The organism is Flavobacterium amylolyticum, assembly GCF_048284335.1.
Lineage (GTDB): Bacteria > Bacteroidota > Bacteroidia > Flavobacteriales > Flavobacteriaceae > Flavobacterium.
This window is the reverse complement of record NZ_JBLVPG010000001.1, coordinates 980,595-1,005,606: the sequence shown is the minus strand read 5'-3', so window position 1 is coordinate 1,005,606 and position 25,012 is coordinate 980,595. Positions and strand designations below refer to the sequence as shown.

23 protein-coding genes and 1 tRNA gene are annotated in these 25,012 nt (G+C 32.0%); 6 read left to right on the top strand and 18 right to left on the bottom strand.

The annotated features are described in order from the left end of the window. The first annotated feature begins 51 nt into the window (after positions 1 to 51). Positions 52 to 1,362, top strand: coding sequence for a phenylacetate--CoA ligase family protein (locus ACNQF9_RS04485; RefSeq protein ID WP_417989859.1), 1,311 nt, complete (start codon positions 52 to 54; stop codon positions 1,360 to 1,362). Here ACNQF9_RS04485 and ACNQF9_RS04480 read toward each other — a convergent pair. The 12 genes from ACNQF9_RS04480 to ACNQF9_RS04425 all read right to left on the bottom strand — a co-directional run bounded on the left by ACNQF9_RS04480 (position 1,346) and on the right by ACNQF9_RS04425 (position 15,444). Continuing rightward, positions 1,346 to 2,128 (bottom strand): glycosyltransferase family 2 protein, encoded by a 783-nt coding sequence (locus ACNQF9_RS04480; protein WP_417989711.1) that lies wholly within the window; start codon positions 2,126 to 2,128, stop codon positions 1,346 to 1,348. The two genes, ACNQF9_RS04485 and ACNQF9_RS04480, sit on opposite strands and share 17 nt — an antisense overlap. A 2-nt stretch (positions 2,129 to 2,130) precedes the next feature. Further along, a complete protein-coding gene (locus ACNQF9_RS04475) occupies positions 2,131 to 3,498 on the bottom strand; it encodes an exopolysaccharide biosynthesis polyprenyl glycosylphosphotransferase (protein ID WP_417989710.1) in 1,368 nt (455 codons plus the stop codon). A 50-nt stretch (positions 3,499 to 3,548) separates the two neighbouring features. Beyond that, the gene (locus ACNQF9_RS04470) at positions 3,549 to 4,532 is read right to left on the bottom strand and encodes a UDP-glucuronic acid decarboxylase family protein (protein ID WP_417959041.1); all 984 of its coding nucleotides are present in this window, start codon (positions 4,530 to 4,532) and stop codon (positions 3,549 to 3,551) included. 197 nt (positions 4,533 to 4,729) lie between these two features. Beyond that, complete coding sequence (locus ACNQF9_RS04465; protein WP_417959040.1) at positions 4,730 to 5,458, bottom strand: class I SAM-dependent methyltransferase; 729 nt, start codon at positions 5,456 to 5,458, stop codon at positions 4,730 to 4,732. 16 nt (positions 5,459 to 5,474) lie between these two features. Then, complete coding sequence (locus ACNQF9_RS04460) at positions 5,475 to 6,590, bottom strand: glycosyltransferase (protein WP_417959039.1); 1,116 nt, start codon at positions 6,588 to 6,590, stop codon at positions 5,475 to 5,477. Positions 6,591 to 6,909: 319 nt separating this feature from the next. Beyond that, entirely contained in the window at positions 6,910 to 8,013 is a 1,104-nt protein-coding gene (locus tag ACNQF9_RS04455) for an O-antigen ligase family protein (RefSeq protein ID WP_417989709.1), read from the bottom strand. 157 nt (positions 8,014 to 8,170) lie between these two features. Then, positions 8,171 to 9,241, bottom strand: a complete 1,071-nt coding sequence (locus ACNQF9_RS04450; RefSeq protein ID WP_417959037.1) for a hypothetical protein — start codon at positions 9,239 to 9,241, stop codon at positions 8,171 to 8,173. Between the two features lie 75 nt (positions 9,242 to 9,316). Further along, positions 9,317 to 10,621 (bottom strand): MATE family efflux transporter, encoded by a 1,305-nt coding sequence (locus ACNQF9_RS04445; protein ID WP_417989708.1) that lies wholly within the window; start codon positions 10,619 to 10,621, stop codon positions 9,317 to 9,319. Positions 10,622 to 10,701: 80 nt separating this feature from the next. Next, positions 10,702 to 11,685, bottom strand: coding sequence for a hypothetical protein (locus ACNQF9_RS04440; protein ID WP_417959035.1), 984 nt, complete (start codon positions 11,683 to 11,685; stop codon positions 10,702 to 10,704). A gap of 8 nt (positions 11,686 to 11,693) precedes the next feature. Then, positions 11,694 to 13,373 carry a DUF6909 family protein gene (locus ACNQF9_RS04435; protein ID WP_417959034.1) on the bottom strand — a complete coding sequence of 560 codons (1,680 nt, stop codon included), beginning with the start codon at positions 13,371 to 13,373 and terminating at the stop codon, positions 11,694 to 11,696. 36 nt (positions 13,374 to 13,409) lie between these two features. Next, positions 13,410 to 14,897, bottom strand: coding sequence for a GH3 auxin-responsive promoter family protein (locus ACNQF9_RS04430; protein WP_417959033.1), 1,488 nt, complete (start codon positions 14,895 to 14,897; stop codon positions 13,410 to 13,412). Between the two features lie 49 nt (positions 14,898 to 14,946). Beyond that, the gene (locus tag ACNQF9_RS04425; protein WP_417959032.1) at positions 14,947 to 15,444 is read right to left on the bottom strand and encodes a peptidase; all 498 of its coding nucleotides are present in this window, start codon (positions 15,442 to 15,444) and stop codon (positions 14,947 to 14,949) included. Positions 15,445 to 15,656: 212 nt separating this feature from the next. Here ACNQF9_RS04425 and tatA point away from each other — a divergent pair, with 212 nt between their 5' ends. Further along, positions 15,657 to 15,833 (top strand): twin-arginine translocase TatA/TatE family subunit, encoded by a 177-nt coding sequence (gene tatA / locus ACNQF9_RS04420; protein WP_417959031.1) that lies wholly within the window; start codon positions 15,657 to 15,659, stop codon positions 15,831 to 15,833. Between the two features lie 37 nt (positions 15,834 to 15,870). Here tatA and ACNQF9_RS04415 read toward each other — a convergent pair whose 3' ends face one another. Continuing rightward, positions 15,871 to 17,994 (bottom strand): Tex family protein, encoded by a 2,124-nt coding sequence (locus ACNQF9_RS04415; RefSeq protein ID WP_417989707.1) that lies wholly within the window; start codon positions 17,992 to 17,994, stop codon positions 15,871 to 15,873. Positions 17,995 to 18,058: 64 nt separating this feature from the next. Between ACNQF9_RS04415 and ACNQF9_RS04410 the strand changes: the two genes are divergently transcribed. After that, complete coding sequence (locus ACNQF9_RS04410) at positions 18,059 to 18,328, top strand: DUF1294 domain-containing protein (RefSeq protein WP_417959029.1); 270 nt, start codon at positions 18,059 to 18,061, stop codon at positions 18,326 to 18,328. Between the two features lie 245 nt (positions 18,329 to 18,573). On the opposite strand, the gene ACNQF9_RS04405 is transcribed toward ACNQF9_RS04410, so the two are convergent. The 3 genes from ACNQF9_RS04405 to ACNQF9_RS04395 form a co-directional block, all read right to left on the bottom strand. Beyond that, positions 18,574 to 18,846 (bottom strand): AAA family ATPase, encoded by a 273-nt coding sequence (locus tag ACNQF9_RS04405; RefSeq protein ID WP_417989706.1) that lies wholly within the window; start codon positions 18,844 to 18,846, stop codon positions 18,574 to 18,576. 242 nt (positions 18,847 to 19,088) lie between these two features. Continuing rightward, on the bottom strand, positions 19,089 to 19,517 hold the full coding sequence (gene rpiB / locus ACNQF9_RS04400) for a ribose 5-phosphate isomerase B (RefSeq protein ID WP_417959027.1): 429 nt from the start codon (positions 19,515 to 19,517) through the stop codon (positions 19,089 to 19,091). A 742-nt stretch (positions 19,518 to 20,259) separates the two neighbouring features. Continuing rightward, positions 20,260 to 20,493 (bottom strand): DUF2007 domain-containing protein, encoded by a 234-nt coding sequence (locus ACNQF9_RS04395; protein WP_417959026.1) that lies wholly within the window; start codon positions 20,491 to 20,493, stop codon positions 20,260 to 20,262. Positions 20,494 to 20,612: 119 nt separating this feature from the next. On the opposite strand from ACNQF9_RS04395, the gene rnr reads away from it, so the two are divergent. Genes rnr through ACNQF9_RS04380 form a run of 3 tightly spaced genes read left to right on the top strand, consistent with a single transcriptional unit; the run spans position 20,613 to position 24,196 of the window. After that, entirely contained in the window at positions 20,613 to 22,805 is a 2,193-nt protein-coding gene (gene rnr / locus ACNQF9_RS04390; protein ID WP_417959025.1) for a ribonuclease R, read from the top strand. A 6-nt stretch (positions 22,806 to 22,811) separates the two neighbouring features. Further along, positions 22,812 to 23,480 (top strand): head GIN domain-containing protein, encoded by a 669-nt coding sequence (locus ACNQF9_RS04385; protein ID WP_417959024.1) that lies wholly within the window; start codon positions 22,812 to 22,814, stop codon positions 23,478 to 23,480. A 41-nt stretch (positions 23,481 to 23,521) separates the two neighbouring features. Next, complete coding sequence (locus ACNQF9_RS04380) at positions 23,522 to 24,196, top strand: LysE family translocator (RefSeq protein ID WP_417959023.1); 675 nt, start codon at positions 23,522 to 23,524, stop codon at positions 24,194 to 24,196. A gap of 213 nt (positions 24,197 to 24,409) precedes the next feature. Here ACNQF9_RS04380 and ACNQF9_RS04375 read toward each other — a convergent pair. Continuing rightward, a tRNA-Cys gene (locus ACNQF9_RS04375) sits at positions 24,410 to 24,480 on the bottom strand. A 103-nt stretch (positions 24,481 to 24,583) separates the two neighbouring features. After that, positions 24,584 to 24,943: a dihydroneopterin aldolase gene (gene folB / locus ACNQF9_RS04370; protein ID WP_417959022.1), complete on the bottom strand. Its 360-nt coding sequence runs from the start codon at positions 24,941 to 24,943 to the stop codon at positions 24,584 to 24,586. Between the last annotated feature and the right edge of the window lie 69 nt (positions 24,944 to 25,012).

Genomic DNA, 25,012 nt, shown 5'->3' with positions numbered 1-25,012 from the left:
TCCTTCATTAGTTGGTGGTAAATATTATTTTTGATGAAATATACCTTTAAAATGGTTCCTCTATTCGACTTATCCTTACGGCTAAATGGCTTTCCTATGAAGGAGGCTAAAGCCGAATTGCACAAAATTGTAGCATTTTCTGAAAAAGAATATGCGTTTTTTATTGAAAATAAAAAGCTAGAGATTGTCAATTTTCATTTGCAAAACAATACTTTTTACAGCGATTTAGCTCGAATGAAAACTTTTACAAACTGGGAAGATTTACCTGTTTTGAATAAGAAAAACTTACAAAAACCATTACTGAAAAGGCTTTCGAAAGGTTACTCTCTTAAAAACAGTTACATTAATAAAACGTCCGGTTCCAGTGGAACCCCGTTTATTTTTGCCAAAGACAAATATTGCCATGCGTTGACATGGGCTTCAAATATGCTCCGTTTTGGTTGGTACGGCATAGATTTTAATACATCCTTCCAAGCGCGTTTTTATGGCATTCCAATGAATTATATTGGATATAAAAAAGAAAGGTTTAAAGATTTTTTGAGCAATCGGTTTCGCTTCGCTATTTTTGATTTATCGGATGACGTTTTAGAAAAGATTCTTAAAAAATTTCAAAACACGAAATTTGATTATATAAACGGTTACACGAGTTCAATTGTTTTGTTTGCCAAATTTTTACAAAAGAAAAACATAATATTAAAAGATATTTGTCCAACTTTAAAAGTAGCCGTGGTGACGTCTGAAATGCTTTTTGAAAAAGACAAATTTCTTTTAGAAAAACAATTTGGAATCCCTATTATCAATGAATACGGAGCTTCGGAACTGGATTTGATTGCCTTCCAGAACCCAAGTCAAGAGTGGCAAGTCAATTCTGAAACATTGTTTGTGGAGATTTTAGACGAAAACAACCAACCGGTTCCAAACGGTACTGCAGGCCGAATTGTAATAACTTCCTTGTTCAATAAAGCACATCCTTTTATTCGATATGACATTGGCGATGTTGGAATTCTAGACGATAAAAGTACATTACAGAAACCGATTCTCAAAAAATTAATAGGTCGAACCAATGATGTCGCTCTTTTGCCAAGTGGAAAAAAATCACCTGGATTGACATTTTATTACGTCACAAAAAGCATAATTGAAGACGAGGGTAATGTAAAAGAATTTGTGATAAAACAAACCAAAATAGATACTTTTGAAATTGAATATGTCAGCGAAACGGAATTAAGTTTAGCACAAATAAAAAAAATCGAAAAAGCGATCGCTTTATATCTTGAACCAGATTTGAAATTTAGCTTTACCCGAAAAAAAGTACTAGAAAGAAGCAATCGTGGCAAATTAAAGCAATTTAAATCGATGCTTTAATGGTCTTGGAATAATGTGGCTTTAAGATTAACTGGGTACATAAAAAACCAACCATACAAAGCATAGAAACAACTAAATTCAACCGATGAAACGTTCTGTATACGGCAAAATTGTGTTTTAACAACTCATATTTTGAAGCAGATATTGAATTTTCTCTAATTCTATAAAAAGCCAAACTTTCAGGAATAGGTTGTGCGGTTCTTATTTTTTTTAGAATGGTAAGCCATAGCATCCAATCCTGTCGTTTTCGAATAGCCGAAATGGGTATTTTGCCAAAGTATTTCACCTCATAGATTCCAGTTAGATTGCCAACGTAATTACAAAAAAATAACTGCCGGAAAGAAAGATTTAAAGGCGCTTCAATTCTTTTGTTAAGCGATTGTCCGGCTTCATTAATACATTCGTAAAAAGAGAACGTAAAAGGAAGATTGTATTGTTTCAGAAATTCCATTTGTCGTTCTAATTTCTGAGGTTTCCACAAATCGTCTGCGTCTAAAAAGGAAATATATTTACCCGTTGCTTTGTCCAGCGCAGTGTTTCTGGCAATTCCAGTTCCAGAGTTTGTCTCGAGTTGAAAAAGTTTTATCCTATTATCTTGCTTAGAAATTTCTTTTATTATGGAAACCGTTTGATCCGTAGAGCAATCGTCTACAATAATCATTTCCCAATTTTTATAGGTTTGATTCAGAATGGATTTCATTGTTTCCAGAATGAATTTTTCAGAATTAAAAGAGGGCGTAATTATCGATACAAGTGGTTTTTCCATTTTTAATACGCTTTTTCTTCTCCCTTAAAAATATTGATAACTGTTTGAGTAATTATTTTTAAATCTAAAATTAAAGACCAATTTTCAATATAGAAAACATCAAATTTTATCCTATTAATCATATCCGCTTCTGTCTCAATTTCGCCACGAAAACCACTCACTTGGGCCAGTCCCGTGATTCCTGGTTTGACACAATGACGTACCATATATTTTTTAACTTTATTACCATAGGCTTTGTTTTGAGCCCAAAGATGCGGACGCGGACCTACAACTGACATGTCACCCAGTAAAACATTTAGAAATTGAGGCATTTCGTCTAAACTTGTTTTTCGCATAAACCGCCCTATTTTGGTAACCCGCGGATCGTTTTTTGAGGCTTCTATTTCTGTTGTCATATTCATTTTCATAGATCTCAGTTTGTAACAGAAAAATTCATTTTCATCAATTCCAGGTCTTCCTTGTTTGAAAAAGACAGGACCTCTAGATTCTAATTTTATTAAAATTGCTAATAATGGAATCAACCATGATAAAAAAATAAAAATAATTACAATGGCAAAAATAACATCAAAAATTCTTTTAAATACCATAGTAACAGGTTCATGCAGCATCGTTTTTTTTAAAGAGAGTACTGGAAAAAATTCGTAATAGTCAATTTTTAAATTTTTTGAAAAAATCTCTTTTGTATCTGGTATAAATTTTATTGTTTTATTGTTTTCATCTGCAAAATCAATTAGATCTTTTAAATCCTCATTGGAAATCTCGTTTAAAGAGCAATAAATTTCATCTACACAATTTTCAAGTACAAAAGGCTTCAAATCTACCAATTTCCCTTTAATGTTTTGATTTGATTTCTTATCCGAAAAATAGCCCAAAAAACGATACCCATAATCACTTCTCGTTTCAAAAAGATTTTTTAATTCTATAGCCTCAGGAGTATATCCAATTATGACTGCGTTTCTATAATTACTTCCTGTTAATATTCTATATTCTTTTAAATAATAAAACAATAAAAATTTCGAAATCGTAATTAATAATATAACCGAGCCTATAAATAGAGCAACCACTATTCCGTTAAAAACGACTTGTTTTGAAAATGGAAAAAAAGCTATGGTTATTAAAAGAAATAAAATGCCCTGTTTGACTATTTTTGAGATTATTTCAAGCGGAGTCGTAAAACGATATATACCATAGAATCTTATAAAAAAAGCAACGGTAACCCATCCAGTTACCTGATAAATAAGAAAGTGTTCAATCTTAAAATTAAGGTCTTTAAAAAAGAAAAAACCAAGAATCAAAATAACAATTAGATCTATTGAAATACTAATGGGTCTAATGTACTTTGAATACCTTCCTGTTTGCGATGCGGTCATAATTAACGTATATACCCTTTTGGGTGTGCTACCGGTTTCAAAAAAACCTGTTACTTTATATAACTGGAAAAATCTTTGTGTTCTTCTTTAGAAAGTTCCTCTTTGGACAACGATTTAAAATAGTCATACGTTATTTTCATTCCTTCTGTACGACCTATTTTGGCTTCCCATCCCAGCAATTCTCGTGCCTTGGTAATATCAGGCTGACGCTGCAAAGGGTCATTTACAGGCAATGGATGAAAGACTACCTTTTGATTAGTACCGGTCAGTTTTATAATTTCATCTGCAAAATCCTTAATGGTGATTTCATCTGGATTTCCAATATTTACTGGATAGACATAATCGGAATGTAATAACTTGAAAATACCTTCTACTTGGTCGTCTACATAACAAAACGAACGGGTTTGCATTCCGTCCCCAAAAATAGTTAAGTCTTCCCCACGAATTGCCTGACCTATAAAAGCCGGAATTACTCGGCCATCATTAAGACGCATTCTGGGTCCATAGGTATTGAAAATTCGGACAATTCTGGTTTCAACGCCATGAAACGTATGGTACGCCATAGTTATAGATTCCTGAAACCGTTTGGCTTCATCATAAACACCTCTTGGTCCTATGGTATTTACATTTCCATAATAATCTTCTGTTTGAGGATGAACCAATGGATCTCCGTACACTTCAGAAGTAGATGCAATAAGAATTCTGGCTTTTTTAACACGTGCCAATCCTAAAAGATTATGCGTTCCAAGTGAACCCACTTTTAAGGTTTGTATTGGAATTTTCAAATAATCTATGGGACTTGCGGGTGAAGCAAAATGAAGGATATAGTCTAGTTGACCCGGAACATGGACAAATTTGGTGATATCATGATGATAAAATTCAAAATGTTCCAGTTTGAACAAATGCGCTATATTTTTTAAATCCCCGGTTATGAGATTATCCATTCCAATAACAAAATAGCCTTCTTTAATAAAACGGTCACAAAGATGTGATCCTAAAAATCCAGCGGCCCCGGTGATAAGTATTCTTTTCATATCGATTTTATAGTTTGTGTAATATGGAATAATTTATCTATTAAAAAGCGAATAAATTACTTAAAAGTACGACTCTCTTTGCCCACTCAGAGAGGATGCCGTCAAAAATAAACTTATCATTAGAATTGTGAAAGAAATAAAAGCAAAATATTTTTTTCACAACCTCTTATGTTCAATTATTGGCGAAGTAACTCTTATTATTCTACTTTTTCAAGAAAAAACACATTGTTGAAATAAGCTGTTTTATCAACTGGCAATAAGAGACTGAACACAATACCAAAAAAGTTAATACTGAAGATAAAAGGAATGAGAAAAACCTGCCTTACATATTTATTGCCAGGAAGGATATTCTTTATATAATTTAAATTAAATTGGAAAATCACTTCGATATAATTTCCTGTTTTAAAATGATCAACCACCTTAAAACCATTTTTTTGATACAAATATTTTAAAGCTGGTGTTGTGTATCTTGCAAAATCATAGGGCATTTCGTGTTCTTCCCACATAAAAGGAGTCGTAATTAAAGCCGTACCGTTTTTCTTTAAGACTCTATTGAATTCCTGCAATAACTCCTCAATATTAAAAACATGCTCTAAAACCTCCGTACACAAAAGAGAATCGAACCGTTCATTTTCAAATGGTATTCTTTTGCCATCATAAAACTCATCTACTTCGTTATAATTTTGTTCCCTTCCTTCAATCTTGTAATCTACACCAATATATTCCTTTACGTTTACAAATAGTTTTTTATAGGGTTTGGTTCCACAACCAAAATCCAGCAAAGAACCATTAAGTTTATCCGCATTTTTTTCTATGGCGCTTCGAATTGCTTTTCGGATCAGAAAATTATAATTAATGAAAAAACCAATAACTCCAGGATGAAACTTTTCTTTCTTAATCTTTTGTTTAATAGACTCTTTATACATTAATTTTTTTTCAATATTATTCTAAATAAATAGATTCCAGTTCATAAATATTTTTTTTGATATTATAGCTTTCGGAAAACAAATTCAAAGCATTTTTTGAAAATTTATCTAATAATTCTTTATCAGTCAACAATTTTAAAATTTTACTTTTAAAACCCATTACATCCTCATTTTCAATAACAAATCCATTGTAATTATCAATAATCAAATCTTTATTTCCATCACAATTAGTAACAACGCAAGCTTTAGATAACGCCAAACTTTCAATAATAGAATAAGGCATTCCCTCATATCTGGATGTTGAAATATAAAACTTAGATTGACTGATGATATTAAAAACATCGGTTCTTTCGGTCCAGTTTAAAAGTGTTACGTCATTGCACATGTCTAACTCCTGAATCAAATTTTTAACGGACGCTAACTGACCTGACACGGGTCCCACTCCCATTACAATTAAATGAATTTTAGCTTCTTTATTCACTTCGTGCAACACCTGTATCATTAGCTCTATATTTTTTTGATATGATGGGCGTCCCACGGTACAAATATAATCTTGAGGCCATGTTTTAGTAATGGTTAAGGGTTGAATTGTAAGTATGGGTTCAATACAATTGTTGAATACAATTGCATTTTCTGGCTTATAACCAACCTCCTTTATAGCACGTTCTTTTTCAGATTGTGATGTTGCTAAAAGAACCGTATTTCTATTGGCAAGAATCTTTTCTATATTCAAAAAAAGATTTCTTTTTAAACAGTTTTGTGTACTTAAATAGGAAAATGCGTGTGGCGTATAAATCACTTTTATCCCTAATACTCTCCCTATAATTCGTCCAACAATTCCTCCTTTAGCACTGTGCGCATGTATTAAATTTGGCTTTTCTTTTTTTAAAATTTTATACGTTTGAAATAATGATTTAATATCATTGACTATTGAAATATCTCTAAAAAGAGAAACTTTATATTCTTTTACTTTATCCCCATTTTTATCAAAAAAAGGTTTTTCGGTGTCTTTAGTTCCATGAATAACAATATTTTCAAATAAACCAGCATTTATATTAGTTAAAGCAAGTTTTAAATGTACCTCGACTCCACCAATAGAATGCAATATATGTGCGATCTTTTTTCTGGCCATTGTATCTGATGCAAAGGAATAATAATCATCCTTAATTTATTAGTGTTTTGTTGAAAAGTCAAATGTATTACTAATTTAATAATTACAAAGTATTGCTCTTGATTTTATCCAAAACACCTTACTTACACCACATCCCTATATACTTCAAGTGCATTTCTTTGAATATAAAAAACATCGATTTTTACAAAAATTCTAATTTCTTTTATTTAAAATAAAAAACGTTATTGATTGTGACGCTTGTTGCTTTATTTTTATAGTCTAGTGGGAAAAAGGAAACGACACAACAAGATACCATTGAAGAGGTTACGCCAAAAAGTTTTTACTGAAGAGAAAGTTGAGCTAACTGACTTTTTTGTTGCAATCTATAACTGGCGAAGATACAAATCCATAATCCGCTGAAAACAATTCCATCAAAGCGAAGGAGAAAGTCATCTGTAAGATTCGATGTGAAAAACAAGAAAAAGAAAGAAATAATTACTGGATTTTTTGTCTTAATTCCCAGATAAGCAATAAAACCAATATAAAATAAGACAGCAATAGGACCCATTATTCCAAATTTCAATAAATAATCTAAAAATTGATTGTGTGTTGGAAATTCATATTTTGCTAGAAATATCTGATTCGTTTCTTTAAAATACTTGACTAATTCAATCTTACCATCCGATGCTCCCACTCCAAAAGGAAGGTTTTTAACGGACAATTCCCATGTTGCTTTCCAGATGGATACTCTCGTTACAAAAGAACTATAAACCGCTATTTCAGGATGATCTATTTCATCTAATTTCCCTACTTTGTCCATATTCGAAAAAATTTGAGTCGAATACTTTTCTTTCATGTAAGGATTCTTTTGTAGGAACAAAAATAAAACGGAACCAATCAATAGTACCAAAATTACAGCTCGTTTAAAGATAATTTTATACCCATACGTTTTGGACATTTGGAAATATCCTACGGTAATAAAGCCAACCAAACTACCCAATAAAGCCATTCTAGTATTGACATATAAAACAAAAAAGAAAGAGCTGATAAAAAGCGTTAAATCTCTAATTTTGGACCATTTATCATACTTTTTTGAAGTTTGCAACAAAAAATAAAGATTAGAAAAAGCGACAAAAGCCAGGTGCATATTAAGCGCCGGTGCATGAATACCGATACTCTCAGAAAACACATAACCCATTTCCCAAAGGTCAACCCCCTTGAGGTATTTAAAAAAATGCTCGGGATCCAGTATTATGAAACGTACAAAAAAAAAGGTCATAATAAGCGTTGTTCCGATGCTGTAAGCTTTCAAAATTTTAATGAATTGAACTCGCTGATAATTCCCAATTATAAACAGTGGTAAAAACAATAAAGAAAGGCTTTTCTCTACTGATTTTAAACCGAGAGCATATGAGTCATTATTTACAAAGAATATCATTTCCATCAAAAATGGAGCTGCTATTAGCACAATTATTGGTAACTGGCTTTTTGAAATTTTTATTTTTTTAAAAAAAAATAAATTAAAAACTACAAAAATAATCAACAAAACAGTACATAGTTTCCTGAAAATTAAAGTAATGGCAATTAATAATACTAATAAATTAAATACTTTGTTGAATGTCTTTTCTGAAATTTTCATAATACAATGCAAAATATATTAAAGGAAAAAGGCCTATTTTATGTCGGATGGAAGTCCCTAAATCGGGTTCAAATATACCTTGAACAATAAAATAAGCAAACAAAATTAATAAAGTCCACAACTCAAATTGATATTGTTTTCTGTTTTTTAAACATCTAGAAAACCGAACAAATAAAATATAAAAAATCAATAATTGCCAGATTACAAAAGCTAGTACCTGCGGAGCTAAAACATGTTTAACGGCCTCCACTACAGGCACGTTTACTGCCATAAAACCGTATACAATACCAAATGCTTCACCATACCAGGTGTCTTGTGCTATTGGCGATACAATTGCCGTGTTTATATTGTTCTTATTTATGTTGTTTATGACATAATTTTCCCGTGTAAGTTTCGAGATGTATTCACCTCTGATAATTCCATGACTCAGTGATAAAAAAATGGCAATCAGTAAACCGTAAAAGACAGTTGAAAATGTTTTGTTTTTAAATTTGATGTAGGACAATAGATACATTGCTATTGCTAAAATGGGCAGCAATGCATAATAGGGCCTGAAAAACGAAAAACAAGCGATTAAAACCAGTGAGAGAATAATTTTAAATGTTGGTTTCCTATTAGATTGAAATATGAAAGGAATAGTACAAAAAAGTAAAAAAGTAATGAATTCCTTAGTAGGCATAGACATGTATATTCCTGAAAGCAGCAACGCAATATAAACCAATATATTTTTCACGTTTACCTTATGGAAGTTTGAAGGCACTCCAATTTTATACAATAGGTACGTAACTATAGGAAATTGAATCAGCGCTATAGCAAAAAAAGGAAGCAGACGCAGACCTGTAAGTTTATAAAACATAATGGCAAAAGGATAACTCCCAAACCAGCCTATTTCATGGCCTTTGTCAAATACTATTATTATTGTATCATTAAAATATCTTTCCGGTAAAATATAAGGCGTTAATAAGGCCACGATTAAATTACAAAAAAACAACCCTATAAATACCGCTTTGTTTGTCTTTACTACTATTTTCATCGATGCTTTTGGTGTAAAAAAAGTACTTAGTCCATAAATATTATATTAAAAAGATACTCTTTCTTTCCTTTTATTTTAATGGAATATTATCAGTAATCTATCTTTCCTGTAGACAATTATTGCAGTAACGATATTCCAAAAGAGCAAACTTGAAACAAAAGCAATTGCTGCTCCCGTCATAGAATACATTGGGATTAATACTATATTTAAAATTAAGTTGAGTAGAACCGCAACAACTAGCACCATTTGAAAAATACTTTGTCTACCTGTCATATTCAAATATATAGCGGATACTCCAAAAAAAGAAGCCAACAATTGTCCCACCATTAATATCAAAAGTGCTTGTTTACTTTGAATGTAATTTTCTCCAAAGAAATATAAAATATTTTCAGAAAACAAACAAACCAATACAACTACCGGTACAGTCAGCCAAACAATCATCCGGGCACTGTGTTTCAATGCTGTTAATAGTTCTTTTTTATTGTTAACCGTATAAAGTTGTGCGATTTTTAATGAAACTGAAATATAGACTGAATTATTGATCATAAACAAAATAGAAACTAACTTCATCGCAATAGCATAATAAGCAACCGCTTCATCACCTTTAAATTTTTTTAAAAACACAATATCAAAAGTCATCATTAAAAAAATAGCTAAACTGCTTATAGCCATAGGGTAGGATTTGTATGCAATAAAAGAATACGTAAAAGGATTTGTGACAGTAGGGTGAACGGAATCGTCTTTTTCTTTTTTGAAAAGGCGAAAAATAATAACCGTTGTTATACTCCCAAGTGCAACAAATCCTATCAAAAAAGTATCTACTAAATAGCGTTCCTGATGATAATAAAACAAAATTACAGCCCCAAAAATAACGGAAACATACTTAAACGTATTTCTAAATAATTCAGCAATATAAATCTTATCCAAGGCTCTAATTGTTTCCGTATTAAACAAGGTTATTGAATAGAAAAACAACGTAATAATTGCTTTTGCTATCAAAACATAACTGCTTTTATCATTAAAGAATAAATTAATCTTATTTTGACCAATGCTAAAAAACACAAGCAATACGAGTAAACACAGCAACAAAATAAGTAAAACAATTTTTTTATAAATCGACTTTAATTTTTCTAGTTCATTTTTACTTTTTAAAATCCCTGTAAAATATAATATGGATTGATCCGTACCAAGAACACAAATGCTGCTTAAAACTAATAAAACCATTCGTATAAAGTCAAATTGACCAATGATTTTCGGGTCGTAATTATGGGTTAAAAACAATGAAAAACCAAAAAGAGTAATTACACCTATAATTCGTAACAACATCGTTTTTATACTCTGCAAGACAAATGGATTTTTTTTTATTTTACTGAAACCCATATTTATTTTTTCAAAATTGCAGGAAAAAACAGCAACTGATTAATTAAAATTATACTTGATTATATTGAGTTTTAAAAGTATTAACTCATTTTTGATTTCATCATTTGATTTTTATAGAAATCTGAAAATAAACGAATTATAATAAAAATAAAAACCAATAAAATTGGTAAAATCAATTTTAGTCTTCCATTAACTGAAGTGGTGTTTTCTATATTTAATGTTGAACTGTTGTCTTTAATGATCTTATTTAAACCCACCAGTTCTACTCTAGAATCTCCTTGTTCATTAATTAAAGCCTCTTTCGTTTTAATAACATCATTCAGTTGCGTGTTCTCATTATAGTACACTAGATTATTGCTTTTAGCTCCTCTTATGGTATTCGAAAAGCCGTTTAAAACAGCATCTATTTGGGCTATAATTGTATCATTCTGAACTGTTTTTAACTGAATATTATTAACCATTTCTTGCTGTACTTTCGAATAGTATTCTGATTCATTTAAAAAATGCAACAATGGCTCAATGGCAGATTTTTCCGTTGTCACTTCTTTTGTTTGGAAAAAAATCGTGTGAAATTTATAATTCTTACTTGTCAAATTGTCTTCAAGAATATTTTTTATTTCTCCGCCCTCTGCCATTAACTTGATTAATTCGAAGTTTTCAGTTTTATTTTCAATAAATTTATAAACATCCGTTATGGGTTTGATTTCCATTTTCACTAACTTATTGGGCTCTTTTATCCCTACAATTTCTTTAAGAAAAAGAGTATCTCCTTCTTTGATTTTGGATTCAATTAAGTCTATTTTGGAATATAAATAATCCGTACTCCCAAAATTTGGAGTAACAATGATTTTGTGATTATAGATTTTTTTTGTCGCATCTAAATAAGACCCTACTCCTACTCCTACTACCAACAAAATCAAAATTACAACCGCACTTTTCACAAAAAACCGAATGCATCTGAATAAAAATGTATTAAAATCTTGGAATAAAACCCGTATTTTTCTAGAAATTTGCATCAAATCAATTTCTTGATCGTCTTGATTATTGGGTACGTTTGTACTCATTTATATCTTTATTTTACGTTGAAAATTTGTTCTAATATTTTAATCGTAATCAAATAGGTGGGTTTTACACCTGAAGTTCCCAAACCGCCTGAAGCCAATGTGCTTCCGGTTTCCAAAGGATTGTCTGAGGCATAATACGCATACCTTACCTTTACATCATGAGGAACGCTCTTTCTAATTTTTGATGCGGATTGAATGGCTTTCTGATAATAGGAACCTTCCATTTCTAACCCAATAATTCCCCAAGTCGATTCATGGAAAAACTTTAATAAATCTCGATTTTGCAAGGAAGTTCCCAAAACCGTGACCATTGGCCCTGCAAAAACTGCAATGTCATTTCCTTCAAACATTTCAGCCGTTAATTCATTTTTAAAAAAATAATTATCAGCGGTTCCTTCGTTAATGTGAGCATTTGGAATCATAATATCTCCTTTCCCGCCCTCTAGAATTCCCGCTTTACCCATTATAGAAACTGATTCTACATTCAATAAGGTGTCTTTTTTAAACGGTTTCAATAACTCATCAATGGTTTCGTAAGCCTGTTCCCCAAATGCATAATCCATGACAATTAGTACCGGTTTTTTAGCTCCCGTATTGGCTTTAGGAAATGCAGTTTTGGCCCATTCAATTTTGGCTGTATCAAAAATCTGAACATCAATATTTGTACCTGAGGTATCCGGCAAGGAGATCATTCCATATTTCAAGGCCATGTCTTCTACTTGATTTCTGACCTCATGAGCCCCTGACTTGCTCAATTCCTCATAAATATAGAAATCCGATTTGTCTTTGAACTTGGTTTTTAGGACTTCAGTAGCAAAAATAGAATTCATCACACTGTGCATATTCGCACTAATTACATGGATTGGACGGTCCAAAAGTTGGTTTTCTTTTAAAACCTCCTTGATATTAGTCGCCCATATTTCTCCGTGAATGTGGTGTCCCAATCGTTCTCGTAGTATGGGACTAAAGGTAATCGTTCTTTTATTATCGTCTACAATTTCTTCAATGGCGAGTTTCCCCAACCAAAATATAACATGCAAAAAGCGATCTGGTGCAGCTGCTGACCCAAAAGCGTCATAAATATCCAGCACTTCTTCAAATGTTCGTCCCAGAATATTCGCAGCATGGGAAATGGCTTTCTCTTTTTCTACCAGAGTCAGTTTTTTCTTTTGAGAAACAGCCTGCTCTAGTTTAAACCAGTCGCGGGAAACTTCACCGGCATCATCCAATAAAACCCTGTTTCTAATTTTGTGGGATTCAATAAATATAAAGGTCAAATGCGTCAAAATATCATAAATATCCGAGCGTCCGCGAGTAATCTCCACATTCATTTGTTCCTCATCAATTCGGTAACAATTACGGCGTCTTTTTGGCGGTACAATCGCTTGAAAATGCGATTTAGAATAGCCTTCTTCCGAAGTCAAATTTATAAAACGGCATTCTTCGATTCCTACCGGAAGACGCTCAATAACATATAAAAGTCCGTTCAGTTCTACTTTTTCCTCGGCAATATTTCCATAAATTTCTGGTCGTAATGCTAATAATGCTTCCCGCAATGTATCCCCAGAAATTCCCATCGGTTTGTAAAATCCTCTGTTAAAAAGGTGCCGCATGGTGATGTACATTTTTTCAATTGCTGCCGATGATTCTTGTGCTCTGGAGCGTGATATATTTTTGGTTTCTTTCATTTTCTATTTATTTCCTAACCTTCAAAGGTATGGTATTTATTTACTTCTTAATAAATCTACTATGTTTCTGTCATTAGAGAGCCTTGGAATTTTATTTTGACCACCCAGCTTGCCGATGGATTTCATATACTCCTGAAAACCATTTTTGGCTACTTTGGTGACTACCACTTTTTGGAGCACTTTGCCCACAATTAGATCATCATAATACATATTCTGTTTTCGCATCGCATTGTCGAGTGCTTCCGCAAAAGATAGGCTATCTTCGGGTTCGTTCTCAAATTCTATATACCATTCATGATACGGCAACCCTTTAGATGGATTAATTTGTGGCGCCACTGTAAATTCATTAATTCGAATTGTAGTCCCTACAATAGCCTCCTGCAATGCACTTTCTACCTCTTTGCCAATTACATGTTCCCCAAAAGCCGAAATATAATGTTTGATTCTTCCCGAAACAATTATTCGGTATGGTTTTAAACTGGTAAATTGTACCGTATCCCCAATATTATACCCCCAAAGTCCCGCATTAGTGGAAATAATTAAAACATAATTCACGCCTAGTTCCACTTCTCCAATTGTATATCGTGTAGGATTTTCGGTGTGAAATTCATCGCTTTTTATAAATTCATAAAAAATTCCGGAGTTCAACAACAATAACATCCCTTTCTCTTTTTGGGAATCCTGGTACGCAAAAAATCCTTCGGAAGCTGGAAATAATTCAATACTATCTACTTTTCTACCTATCAGATTTTCAAATTTAGCGCGATAGGGCTCGTAATTGACACCGCCGTAAATAAACAAATTGAAATTTTTAAAGATGTCCCCAACTGGCTTTCCTCCTTTTTGATGCAATTTTTCAAAATACATTTGTACCCAAGATGGAATCCCGGAAATTACTGCCATATTTTCGTTGAATGTCTCTTCAACAATGGCATTCACTTTGGTTTCCCAATCTTCAATACAATTGGTTTTCCAGGAAGGCATTCTATTTTTTTGAAGGTATTTTGGAACAAAATGGGCTACAATACCTGACAATCTTCCTAGTTTAACTCCGTTTTTTTCTTCTAAGATTGGACTCCCTTGTAAAAAAATCATTTTGCCGTCAACAAAATCTGCGTTTCCAGTTTCATGAATATAATGTAGAATTGCATTTCGGGCTGCCTCAATATGAAAAGGCATGGATTCCTTGGTCAACGGAATGTATTTAGCCCCAGAAGTAGTCCCGGAAGTCTTAGCAAAATAAAGAGGTTTTCCTTTCCAAAGAACATTTTCTACACCTTGTACAGCTTGATCAACATAAGGTTTCAGTGCTTCATAATCCCGAATAGGAACTTGTTTTGCAAAATCCTTTACCGTTTTTATTTGGTCAAAATGATGATCAATCCCAAACTGCGTTTTCTTCGCTTCTTTGATTAATTTTTGCAAAACCTTCTTTTGAGTTTCGATTGGATTATTGGCCCAAAGTTGTGTTTTCTTGTATATTTTTTGTGCAAATAATTTTGCAGCAATTGCTTTTATTGACATTTTAATTTTTGTTCTTATAAAATTGAAAGATGCTTTTTATTCTGTTTTTCTACTTCTTCCCAGCCGAGGTTGAGATGTAATTTTTTTCTTCTTTCGCTACTTGTTCTCTCAATTCCAATTCCTGTTTTGATGCAGATAATTTAGTTTTAGAAGGTACGTCATCTGCTGCCGAAAGTATCGAATCTTTATTGAATTTTGTATATTCTAACTCGCCTGTCAATACTTTTTGAATGGATTGGATATACACTTCGTTTTTCTTTAAGGCTCGGGATAAAGAATCTGATTTCAAAGCCAGTTCCATGGCATCCTTCTTCAATTTTGAGGAAGAGTAACCGGGTATAAATTCTCGTAAAGGAGTAAAAGCAATAATTAAAGTTGTAACAAATATAATAATTATTGCTCCTAAAGTCGCTACCACAAAAACATTCATTAAGGTCAGCTTCAATGAAAAAGTTTCTTCAAATGTATCTTCGTTTAGAATTATTAAACGGAGTTTATTGAATAGTTTTTCCTTTATTTTACGCCGTTTTAGCCTTTTTTTAGACATGTTTTTTTATTATTGAACAAATATAACAATTATTGTCATTGATTGTATTCGGTTATTATAGGCAACTATTCTGAACCATAATATATTTTTAATAAATTTTTAACGCTTTTGAAACCAAATAAATGCAACAAAATGAGTTAGTGTTAACTTATTCTATATACCTTTGCTCTTAGGTTTATTACAAATTTGCTTCGGCAATAAATTATTCTATCATGGGAAGATTAGGTGTTACAGAAATCCTTGTTATATTGGCCATTGTTTTATTACTTTTTGGAGGTAAAAAAATCCCAGAATTAATGAAAGGTCTAGGAAGCGGAATAAAAGAATTCAAAAACGCAGCCAAAGACCCACAACCAGCTGATAAAAAAGAAGAAGAAGAAACAAAATAAAAAAAATGCTTTTCAATCGAAAAGCATTTTTTTTGTTTTAAAGTATCATACTCAACTGAATTCTCTTTCTGTCCTCATCTACTTCCGTTACTTTTACCTCAACGTGTTGATGTAATTTCACCACTTCATTCACATCGCTTACAAAACCTGCTTTGAGTTGTGAGATATGAACCAAACCGCTTTCTTTGACTCCAACATCTACAAAACAACCAAAATTGGTAATGTTATTCACTATTCCAGGCAAAATCATTCCTGTTTTTAAGTCCTTAATCGTTTTTACATTGGGGTCAAATTCAAATACTTTGGCTGATTTTCTGGGGTCTAATCCCGGTTTTTCGAGTTCTTTGATAATATCTTTTAAACCCAATACCCCAATCTCAGGCGTAATGTAATTTTCTGTTTTTATTAAAGCGGTTTTTTCTTTATTAGCAATCAAATCATGCACCGTCAATTTCAAATCTTTTGCCATTTTCTCCACAATTGCATACGCTTCCGGATGCACTGCTGAATTATCCAATGGGTTTTTTGCATTCGAAATTCGGATAAAAGCAACACCCTGTTGATAGGCTTTTTCGCCCAAACGCGGTACTTTTTTCAATTGTTTTCGATCTGTAAAAGGGCCGTTTTCTAAACGGTAGTGTACAATATTTTCAGCTAGCTTCTCTCCTATTCCACTCACATAACTCAACAAATGCTTGCTTGCCGTATTGATATTTATTCCAACCGAATTCACACAACGAATCACCGTATTATCTAATTCTTCTTTTAATTTATTTTGATCTACGTCATGTTGGTATTGCCCTACGCCAATGGCTTTTGGGTCAATTTTTACCAACTCTGCCAAAGGATCTGAGAGTCTTCGTCCGATTGAAACTGAACCACGAACCGTCACATCATAATTCGGAAATTCTTCTCGAGCGATTTTTGAAGCGGAATACACCGATGCTCCAGCCTCAGAAACGATAAAAACCTGAACTGGTTTATCAAAAGCTATTTTCTTGATGAAGAATTCAGTTTCTCTTGAAGCCGTTCCATTTCCTATTGAAATCGCATCAATTTTATACGAATTGACCATCGAACGGATTTTTTTCATTGCCATTGCCTCCTCTTTTTGAGGGGCATGCGGATAAATAGTTTCGTTATACAACAAATCCCCTTTTTCGTCCAAGCAAACAATTTTACAACCACTTCTAAATCCGGGATCAATTGCTAGAATTCGTTTTTCACCCAAAGGCGGAGCCAGTAATAATTGACTCAAATTATTCGCGAAAACCTGAATAGAATTGGCATCAGCCTTAGCTTTCGCTTCTTGCAATGCTTCATTTGAAATTGCTGGATTCAGCAATCTTTTGTAACTATCCGCTATAGCTAATTGTATGTGAGGTGTTGTGCTGTTTTGACTTTTTAGGATTAATGCATCAATACTATCATAGGCTTCATCCGCATCAACTGCTACTTTACACTTGATAAAACCTTCATTTTCGGCACGAAGCATGGCTAATAATCGGTGTGAAGGCGCTTTAGCTAGTGGTTCTGACCAATCGAAATACTGACTGAATTTCTGCCCTGCTTCATCATCCTTTTTAGCTTTTACTACTTTGGTGGTAATGGTGGCTTTGCGTTCGTACAATCTTCGGAGTTGCTTACGAACATAAATATTTTCATTAATCCACTCTGCAATAATGTCTCTCGCTCCTTGCAGCGCAGCTTCTTCATTAATGATATTTTCATTCAAATATTGGGTGGATATAAAATCGACATCGTCATTATTTTGCGCCATAATGATTTTTGCTAACGGTTCCAATCCGTTTTCACGGGCAACATCAGCTTTGGTTTTTTTTTTCTTTTTAAAAGGCAGGTAAAAATCTTCCAATTCTTTCAAATCAAAACTTTGCTGGATTTTTTTTTCTACTTCTAGACTAAGCGCATTTTGTTCCTGAATCGATTTTAAAATCGCTTCTTTACGTTTTACGATAACTTCGTATTCTTTTTGAAGCTTTGCAATTTGCTCAATAAAAACCTCGTCTAGATTTCCTGTGGTATCTTTTCGATACCGCGAAATGAATGGAATCGTACAATCCTCTTGTAATAATTGAACGGTATTTTGAATGTTTATCGCTGCTGTAGCAACGGACTTCGAGATAAATTGTATGTTGGTCATTTTAAATGTCGGATTATAAAATCATGTTGCTAAAATACTACCTTTGAGTCAAAACTCCTTATTCATGTCTTTTTTATTCTGGTATTTTCCGCTGATTAATGTAGTTGCCTTTTCAATAACAGCACTAGATAAATGGCTCGCTATACAACAAAAATGGCGGGTTTCAGAACGTAATTTATTGTTTACGAGTGTAATTGGCGGAACAATTGGTGCTGGATTAGCGATGCTTTTTTTCCGACATAAAATTTCAAAAATATCTTTTTTATGGAAGTTTTTTTTAATTATTGTACTGCAGTTTTTTACAGCGTATTTCTATGTTATAAAATCTAAATAATTACTCTTGTTGATTGCTTCAAAAGTAGCATCTGGTTAGGCTTTGGCGAAAGCAGCAGGAATTTTAACTTTTTTGGTTTCATTCCACTTAAACTCAAATTCAGCCAGTTTTTCTCCCTTTTCTTCAAGCCAATCTAGTTCTTGCCAATCTTAAGTGCGCCAGAAATAATTATTCTTTATTTTTAGATAATTTTGTTATTTAACGCGTTCTGCTGCCAAGTAATTTTCTTGCATTGAAAACTCCATTTATGCCAATGGAAAAAGATACAAAGTATTTTTTCGTCCTACTAGTGGTTCGCCAAGAATATTGTTTAAATCAAATAGAGAAGAACTTGTCGCAATGGTTTTGATTGCTTCAATAGAATCCACAATTAATTTTAGAATCAAACCAATATTTGGAATTGTTTGAGCTTCGTCTGTAAGCAGCAAATCAATATTGAGTAATAACCGCTTGTAATTTGCTACTGAACGTTCCTTGAGTATATTAATATCATTCAGATCTTCTCGTTCAATTACCAATAGCTTCCCGTAGGAATAGTTTCAAGGTACTTTTTTATTGGTTCCGTTTTTTCAACTTAACGAGAACCACTAAAATCAATACTTTATTAGGAAGTACTTTTTTATAAAAATCTTGAAATAGTGTTTTTTTTAAATATTTTTCTATTGTATTTGGTTTAGAAATCTAAACCAAATACAATAGAAAAATAGTAATTCAGTCAATGCGTTAACTAAATTTATATAAATCCAGTCAATAAAAATTCTTAATAAGAAATTTTATCGACTCTATTTTGGTGTCTTCCACCTTCAAATTCGGTGTTCAAGAATGCCTCAACCATTTCTATTGCTTGTGGAATTGAAGTGTAACGAGCGGGAATACTAATAATATTTGCATCATTGTGTTGGCGAGCCAAAACCGCAATTTCTTTCATCCAACATAAAGCCGCACGTACTTTAGACTGCTTATTAACCGTCATGGAGATACCGTTACCACTACCGCAAATAACAATTCCAAAATCAGCTATTCCTTCTGAAACATCCATAGCAACGGGACGCCCAAAATCAGGGTAATCCACACTCTCTACTGAATCTGTTCCGTAATTAATTACTTCATGTCCTTTTGCTTTAAGCATTTCAACAATTGCCTTTTTATAATCTGGGCCTGCATGATCGTTTCCTATTGAGATTTTCATAGTATATGTATAAGTTGTGTGATGCAAATTTAATAAAGTAATCTATTTTGATTCATTTAAATCTCTATTCTTTATTAGATTATTTGTTTTTAAATAAACTTTTAAAATTAAATGCATACAATGGTTTATAACTACCACATTATTATTTAATTAGTAGTAGGGATCTATTTTTATTAAATCTATAAATAACTGTAAATCAATAGGTAATCTTTAGACTAAATGTTAAAAATTTACATTGTTAATAGCAAAATGCAATTGCTTGATATTCAGTTAACTTTAAATTAACAGTGAGTGTTCATAACTTTAGATAGATTCTGAGAAGTATTTTTGTGTTATAAATAAAAAATAAGTAATCCAAAACCCAACTTTTATATCCTAGTTTATTTACTTGAATTTTTAGAATAGTTATTAATACTAAAAAGTAGGTTATCAACAAAAAAAGGTAAACCAAGTTATTTACAAAATCAATAGCTTTTAGGTTATCAACCATTGTTAATTAAAATATAAAAAGGGTTTAAAACGAATACATTACACTACAATAACTATGTTGATAAGTACCAATAAAATCTTTTTTCTTGATTATAATACAAATTAAAATAAATTTATTGCCACTATTAACAAGCTATAATAACAACCAAAAAATAATTTAAATTTAATTTTTCTTTTTGTTTATATTAATATATGTTGACAACTTTCAAAAAAATAAGACTTTCAAAAATTAGATTTTAATCGGATTATACATTTAAACAATTGTCAAATTATTATTTAAGTTATCTAATAATTGTTGAACTGTAACAAAATCATTGAAGTGAATTTTAAGTTTGATTCCACCGTATGCAAAACTGCCAAACGGATCGATTGAGACTAATGTTTCGTTTTCAAAAAAATAATTTATGTTCTCTTGCTCTAATAAATGCTTTAAAACTATAATTTCATGAGAATAATTAAAAATAGCAATTGTTTCAAATTCTTCCATTTTAGATTCTTTTTATAAAGATACAACTATTCTTTAAAGTTATATTTTCTTTAAAACTAGGTATGGAGTACTGAAAACAGTTTAGTATTTTGTAATTTTAGACTTTTAAGAACAGATTTATGAGTAAAAGATTAAGAAAGCCGATAAAAAAAGAGAAAGACTTCTCTGATAAAATACTAAAGATATTATCGCAAAGTGCTAATAAAGCATTCAATTATAAACAAATAGGAGCAAAGCTGGAGTTGGATGACACCGAAAGCAGAAATCAAATTATCAAAGATTTGAAGATTTTAGCTTCGCAAAATAAAATTATAGAATCAGAACCGGGTAAATACTTAGTGAAAGCGGTAAGTAAGGATTATTACGAAGGTAAAATAGATATGACCGGACGTAAAACGGCTTATTTTGTGTGTCCGGAAATGGACGAAGATGTCTTTATTCCAACCAATAATCTGAACCATGCTTTAGACAAAGATATTGTAAAAGTTTATGTTTATAACCGTAGAAAAGGAAAAAGACCTGAAGGTGAAGTGATTGAAGTAGTTGAAAGAAATAAAACCGATTTTGTTGGGGTAATTGACATACAGGCAAATTTTGCTTTTGTTTCTACGGCAAATCCGAAAATGTATACTGACATTTTTATTCCAAAAGATAAAATAGGCGAAGCAGAACAAGGTGATGTAGTTTTAGTTCATATCGAAGATTGGCCGGCTAAAGCAGATAGTCCTTTTGGTTCCGTAATAAAAGTTTTAGGAAAACCAGGAGAGCACGATACAGAGATTCATGCCATTTTAGCGGAATACGGTTTACCATCAGAGTTTCCCATAGAAGTAGAAACCTTTGCTCAAAAAATAGATACATCAATAGCAGAAAGTGAAATTGCCAAACGCCGCGATATGCGCGATACGTTGACTTTTACCATTGATCCAAAGGATGCTAAGGATTTTGATGATGCCTTATCATTTAAAAAATTAGAGAATGGCAATTACGAAATTGGTATTCATATTGCCGATGTTTCCCATTATTTGCAAGAAGGAACGATCCTGGATGATGAAGCGTATCAAAGAGCGACTTCCGTTTATTTAGTAGATAGAGTAGTGCCAATGTTGCCTGAAGTACTATCAAATTTTGCATGTTCTTTACGCCCAAATGAAGAAAAATATACTTTTTCAGCAATATTCGAAATTACTGAAAAGTCACAGGTAGTGAATCAATGGTTTGGTAGAACTGTAATTTATTCGGATCAACGATTCTCATATGAAGAAGCGCAGTACATCATAGAAACGAAAGACGATGTGATTCCAGAAGAAATTTCTATAACTGGAAGTTCCTATCAAGTATCGGAAGCAATCGTTGCTGCTACACTAAAAATGGATGAATTAGCTAAAATATTTAGAAAAAGAAGAATGGCCGATGGAGCCATTTCTTTTGATAAAGTAGAAGTAAAATTCAATTTAGATGAAGCTGGTGAACCAAAAGGCGTGTATTTTAAAGTTTCTAAGGATGCCAATCATTTAATTGAAGAATTTATGCTTTTGGCTAATAAAAAAGTTGCTGAGTATATTGGTAAACAGACAAAAACTTTTATCTACAGGATTCATGATGAACCTAATGAAGATAAATTAATTGCTATGCAAACGGTAATTGCTAAGTTTGGTTATAAAATAGATTTTAGAAATAAAGGCGATATTTCAAAATCTCTAAATGCATTAATGGAAGAAGTGAATGGTAAAAAAGAGCAAAATTTAATTGATACTCTTGCGATTAGAAGCATGAGTAAAGCTAAATATTCTACGGATAATATTGGTCATTATGGTTTAGCTTTCGATTATTATTCCCATTTTACCTCACCAATTCGTCGCTATCCCGATGTGATGGTACACAGATTGTTACAGCATTATCTGGATGGCGGTAAATCTGTAGATGAAGAAACCTATGAAACAAAATGTTTGCATTCCTCCACCATGGAAGGTTTAGCTACAAATGCGGAACGTGATTCTATCAAATACATGCAGGTAAAATACATGCAAGATCATCAGGATCAGGAATTTTTGGGCGTAATTTCAGGTGTGACAGAATGGGGGATTTACGTGGAAATCATTGAGAATAAATGTGAAGGTATGTGCAGAATACGCGATATTAAAGACGATTATTACACTTTTGATGAGAAACAATATGCACTAACTGGCGCAACTTCTGGTAAATTATTACAATTAGGAGATGAAATTTACGTTAAAGTAAAAAATGCCGATTTAGTTAAAAAACAATTGGATTTTAATTTTTTAAGAAGAATTGAAGAACCATCAAAATAAAATGAAATGAAAAAAGTACTTTTTTTTGCATGTGCGTTGGTATGCCAACTAACATTTGCACAAGTGTCAAGAAATTTAGGTGATTTTAACGAATTGAAAGTATTTGATAAAATCAACGTAAAACTAATTGCTGCCTCAGAAAATAAAATAGTTATAACCGGAGCTCGAGCTGACGAAGTTGAAACAGTAAATAAAAATGGAGAATTAAAAATAAGAATGCCTTTTCCACAATTACTTTCAGGGGAAGATATTTCTGTAAAATTATATTTTAAAGCGCTTGAAAGTATTGCTGTCAGTGAAGGAAGTTATGTTTCAAGTGAAACTATTGTAAAGCAAACCATTTTAGATTTGAATGCTAAATCAGGAGGAGAAATAAAGTTAGAAATAGCAGTTGATAAAGTAAATGTAAAAGCAAACGCAGGGGGAATAATTGATTTGTCAGGCAAAGCTGTTAACCAAAATGTAGGGATCACTTCAGGTGGAATTCTAAAAGCAATGGATTTACATACATCTCAAACGACAATAAGCGTTGCAGCAGGAGGAAAATCAGAAATCTATGCTACTACATTAGTGGATGCAAAAGTAAAAGCTGGGGGCTCTATTTTTATCTACGGGAAACCAAAACAAATTAACAAGGAAGTTTTCATTGGTGGTACTATTTTAGAAAAAAATTAGTACTTTAGTTTAGATACTATAGAAATAAATTTAAATTATTAATGATAAACGATATTTTATCCGGTATTCCTTGGGGAATTTTTTTGAGTTTTATGATTGGACCTGTCTTTTTTATTTTATTGGAAACAAGTATTATAAAAGGATTTAGAGCCGCTTTAGTGTTTGATTTAGGCGTTATTTTAGGAGATATTATTTTTATAGGTATAGCTTATTTAGGAAGTTATAGATTAATTCAAAGTTTAAAAGATCAACCTGCACTTTTTATTTTTGGAGGAGTATTAATGGTAGTTTATGGTATAATTTCTTTCATTCAATTAAAAAAAGAAGAGAAAATTAATACAGATATTATCGACAGAGAAATAGTCAAGAAAAATTATTTAAGCCTTTTTATAAAAGGATTTTTATTAAATATTATCAATATTGGTGTCCTTGGTTTTTGGTTGGCAATCATTATTTCAGTAGGACCTAAATTAGATATGCAAACACCAAGAATGGTCACGTTCTTCATTACTGTAATTAGTACTTATCTATTTATTGATTGTATTAAAATACTATTGGCAAAGCAATTAAAAACAAAATTAACTCCAGTAAATATTCTCAAAATAAAAAAAGGAATCAGTATTGTAATGATGGTATTTGGTATAGTACTAATCACCCAAGGCTGGTTCCCGGAAGAAAAAGAATTAGTTAAAAAAGCATTTGAAAAAATTGATTAAATAAAAAGGAAGCGCTGTTTTTTAAAATAATAAAGCCTTACTCCTAGACATATAGAAGTAAGGCTTTATTATTTTATTATTTTCCAAAAAACGCCTATTATTTTAAATCTTCTCCTGAAGCCTTTGGACTCGCTTGTCTAAAGATATAATTACATGATTTTTCTTTAAAGCTTAGACATAAAAAAAACCTCCAAATTGCTTTGAAGGTTCTTGAGGCATCGTCCGGATTCGAACCGGAGTAGGAGCTTTTGCAGAGCCCAGCCTAGCCACTCGGCCACGACGCCATTATTGAATGGACGGCAAAAGTACTTAAAAAGTTTAGAGTTTAAAAATTTAAAGTTTAAAAGTTTAAAAAAATATTTTAAAAATAGTTAATTTTTTTAAAAATTAACTTCTGTATTCTTCCATTTCAATAGTAACTGCTTCAACATCACCACCAATAGGTGGATTTAGTTTAGAAACCGCTACATTAATTCTGGAAATCTCAGGAATTTCTTCAAAAATCCGAGTGATGATTCGGTGCGCCACATGTTCTAGTAAATCGGAACGTATGGCCATTTCTTCCACTACAATTTGATTTAAAAGTACATAATCCACCGTATCTTTCAAATCATCTGTATTACAGGATTTTCTAAGATCAGTCTTAACTTCTAAATTTACGGTATAATCAGACCCAATTTTTCCTTCTTCGATTAAACAACCGTGGTAGGAGTAGGTTCTGATATTTTTTAGTTTTATAATTCCCATGTATCTTTTTGTTTATTGTTTAAAATTTAAGATTAGCGGCACTTTCTTCTAACTTTTAATAGGTTTCTA

What these genes read in the sequence shown, in the direction of transcription:
- ACNQF9_RS04430 (WP_417959033.1), bottom strand. Translation starts at nt 14,897, where the DNA reads ATGTCAATAAAAGCAATTGCTGCAAAATTATTTGCACAAAAAATATAC.
- ACNQF9_RS04460 (WP_417959039.1), bottom strand. Translation starts at nt 6,590, where the DNA reads ATGGCCAGAAAAAAGATCGCACATATATTGCATTCTATTGGTGGAGTC.
- ACNQF9_RS04395 (WP_417959026.1), bottom strand. Translation starts at nt 20,493, where the DNA reads ATGGAAGAATTTGAAACAATTGCTATTTTTAATTATTCTCATGAAATT.
- ACNQF9_RS04465 (WP_417959040.1), bottom strand. Translation starts at nt 5,458, where the DNA reads ATGTATAAAGAGTCTATTAAACAAAAGATTAAGAAAGAAAAGTTTCAT.
- ACNQF9_RS04410 (WP_417959029.1), top strand. Translation starts at nt 18,059, where the DNA reads ATGTCTTTTTTATTCTGGTATTTTCCGCTGATTAATGTAGTTGCCTTT.
- ACNQF9_RS04435 (WP_417959034.1), bottom strand. Translation starts at nt 13,373, where the DNA reads ATGAAAGAAACCAAAAATATATCACGCTCCAGAGCACAAGAATCATCG.
- rpiB (WP_417959027.1), bottom strand. Translation starts at nt 19,517, where the DNA reads ATGAAAATCTCAATAGGAAACGATCATGCAGGCCCAGATTATAAAAAG.
- ACNQF9_RS04475 (WP_417989710.1), bottom strand. Translation starts at nt 3,498, where the DNA reads ATGACCGCATCGCAAACAGGAAGGTATTCAAAGTACATTAGACCCATT.
- ACNQF9_RS04450 (WP_417959037.1), bottom strand. Translation starts at nt 9,241, where the DNA reads ATGAAAATAGTAGTAAAGACAAACAAAGCGGTATTTATAGGGTTGTTT.
- ACNQF9_RS04485 (WP_417989859.1), top strand. Translation starts at nt 52, where the DNA reads ATGGTTCCTCTATTCGACTTATCCTTACGGCTAAATGGCTTTCCTATG.
- rnr (WP_417959025.1), top strand. Translation starts at nt 20,613, where the DNA reads ATGAGTAAAAGATTAAGAAAGCCGATAAAAAAAGAGAAAGACTTCTCT.
- folB (WP_417959022.1), bottom strand. Translation starts at nt 24,943, where the DNA reads ATGGGAATTATAAAACTAAAAAATATCAGAACCTACTCCTACCACGGT.
- ACNQF9_RS04470 (WP_417959041.1), bottom strand. Translation starts at nt 4,532, where the DNA reads ATGAAAAGAATACTTATCACCGGGGCCGCTGGATTTTTAGGATCACAT.
- ACNQF9_RS04445 (WP_417989708.1), bottom strand. Translation starts at nt 10,621, where the DNA reads ATGGGTTTCAGTAAAATAAAAAAAAATCCATTTGTCTTGCAGAGTATA.
- ACNQF9_RS04385 (WP_417959024.1), top strand. Translation starts at nt 22,812, where the DNA reads ATGAAAAAAGTACTTTTTTTTGCATGTGCGTTGGTATGCCAACTAACA.
- ACNQF9_RS04440 (WP_417959035.1), bottom strand. Translation starts at nt 11,685, where the DNA reads ATGAGTACAAACGTACCCAATAATCAAGACGATCAAGAAATTGATTTG.
- ACNQF9_RS04455 (WP_417989709.1), bottom strand. Translation starts at nt 8,013, where the DNA reads ATGGAAATGATATTCTTTGTAAATAATGACTCATATGCTCTCGGTTTA.
- ACNQF9_RS04415 (WP_417989707.1), bottom strand. Translation starts at nt 17,994, where the DNA reads ATGACCAACATACAATTTATCTCGAAGTCCGTTGCTACAGCAGCGATA.
- tatA (WP_417959031.1), top strand. Translation starts at nt 15,657, where the DNA reads ATGGGAAGATTAGGTGTTACAGAAATCCTTGTTATATTGGCCATTGTT.
- ACNQF9_RS04425 (WP_417959032.1), bottom strand. Translation starts at nt 15,444, where the DNA reads ATGTCTAAAAAAAGGCTAAAACGGCGTAAAATAAAGGAAAAACTATTC.
- ACNQF9_RS04380 (WP_417959023.1), top strand. Translation starts at nt 23,522, where the DNA reads ATGATAAACGATATTTTATCCGGTATTCCTTGGGGAATTTTTTTGAGT.
- ACNQF9_RS04480 (WP_417989711.1), bottom strand. Translation starts at nt 2,128, where the DNA reads ATGGAAAAACCACTTGTATCGATAATTACGCCCTCTTTTAATTCTGAA.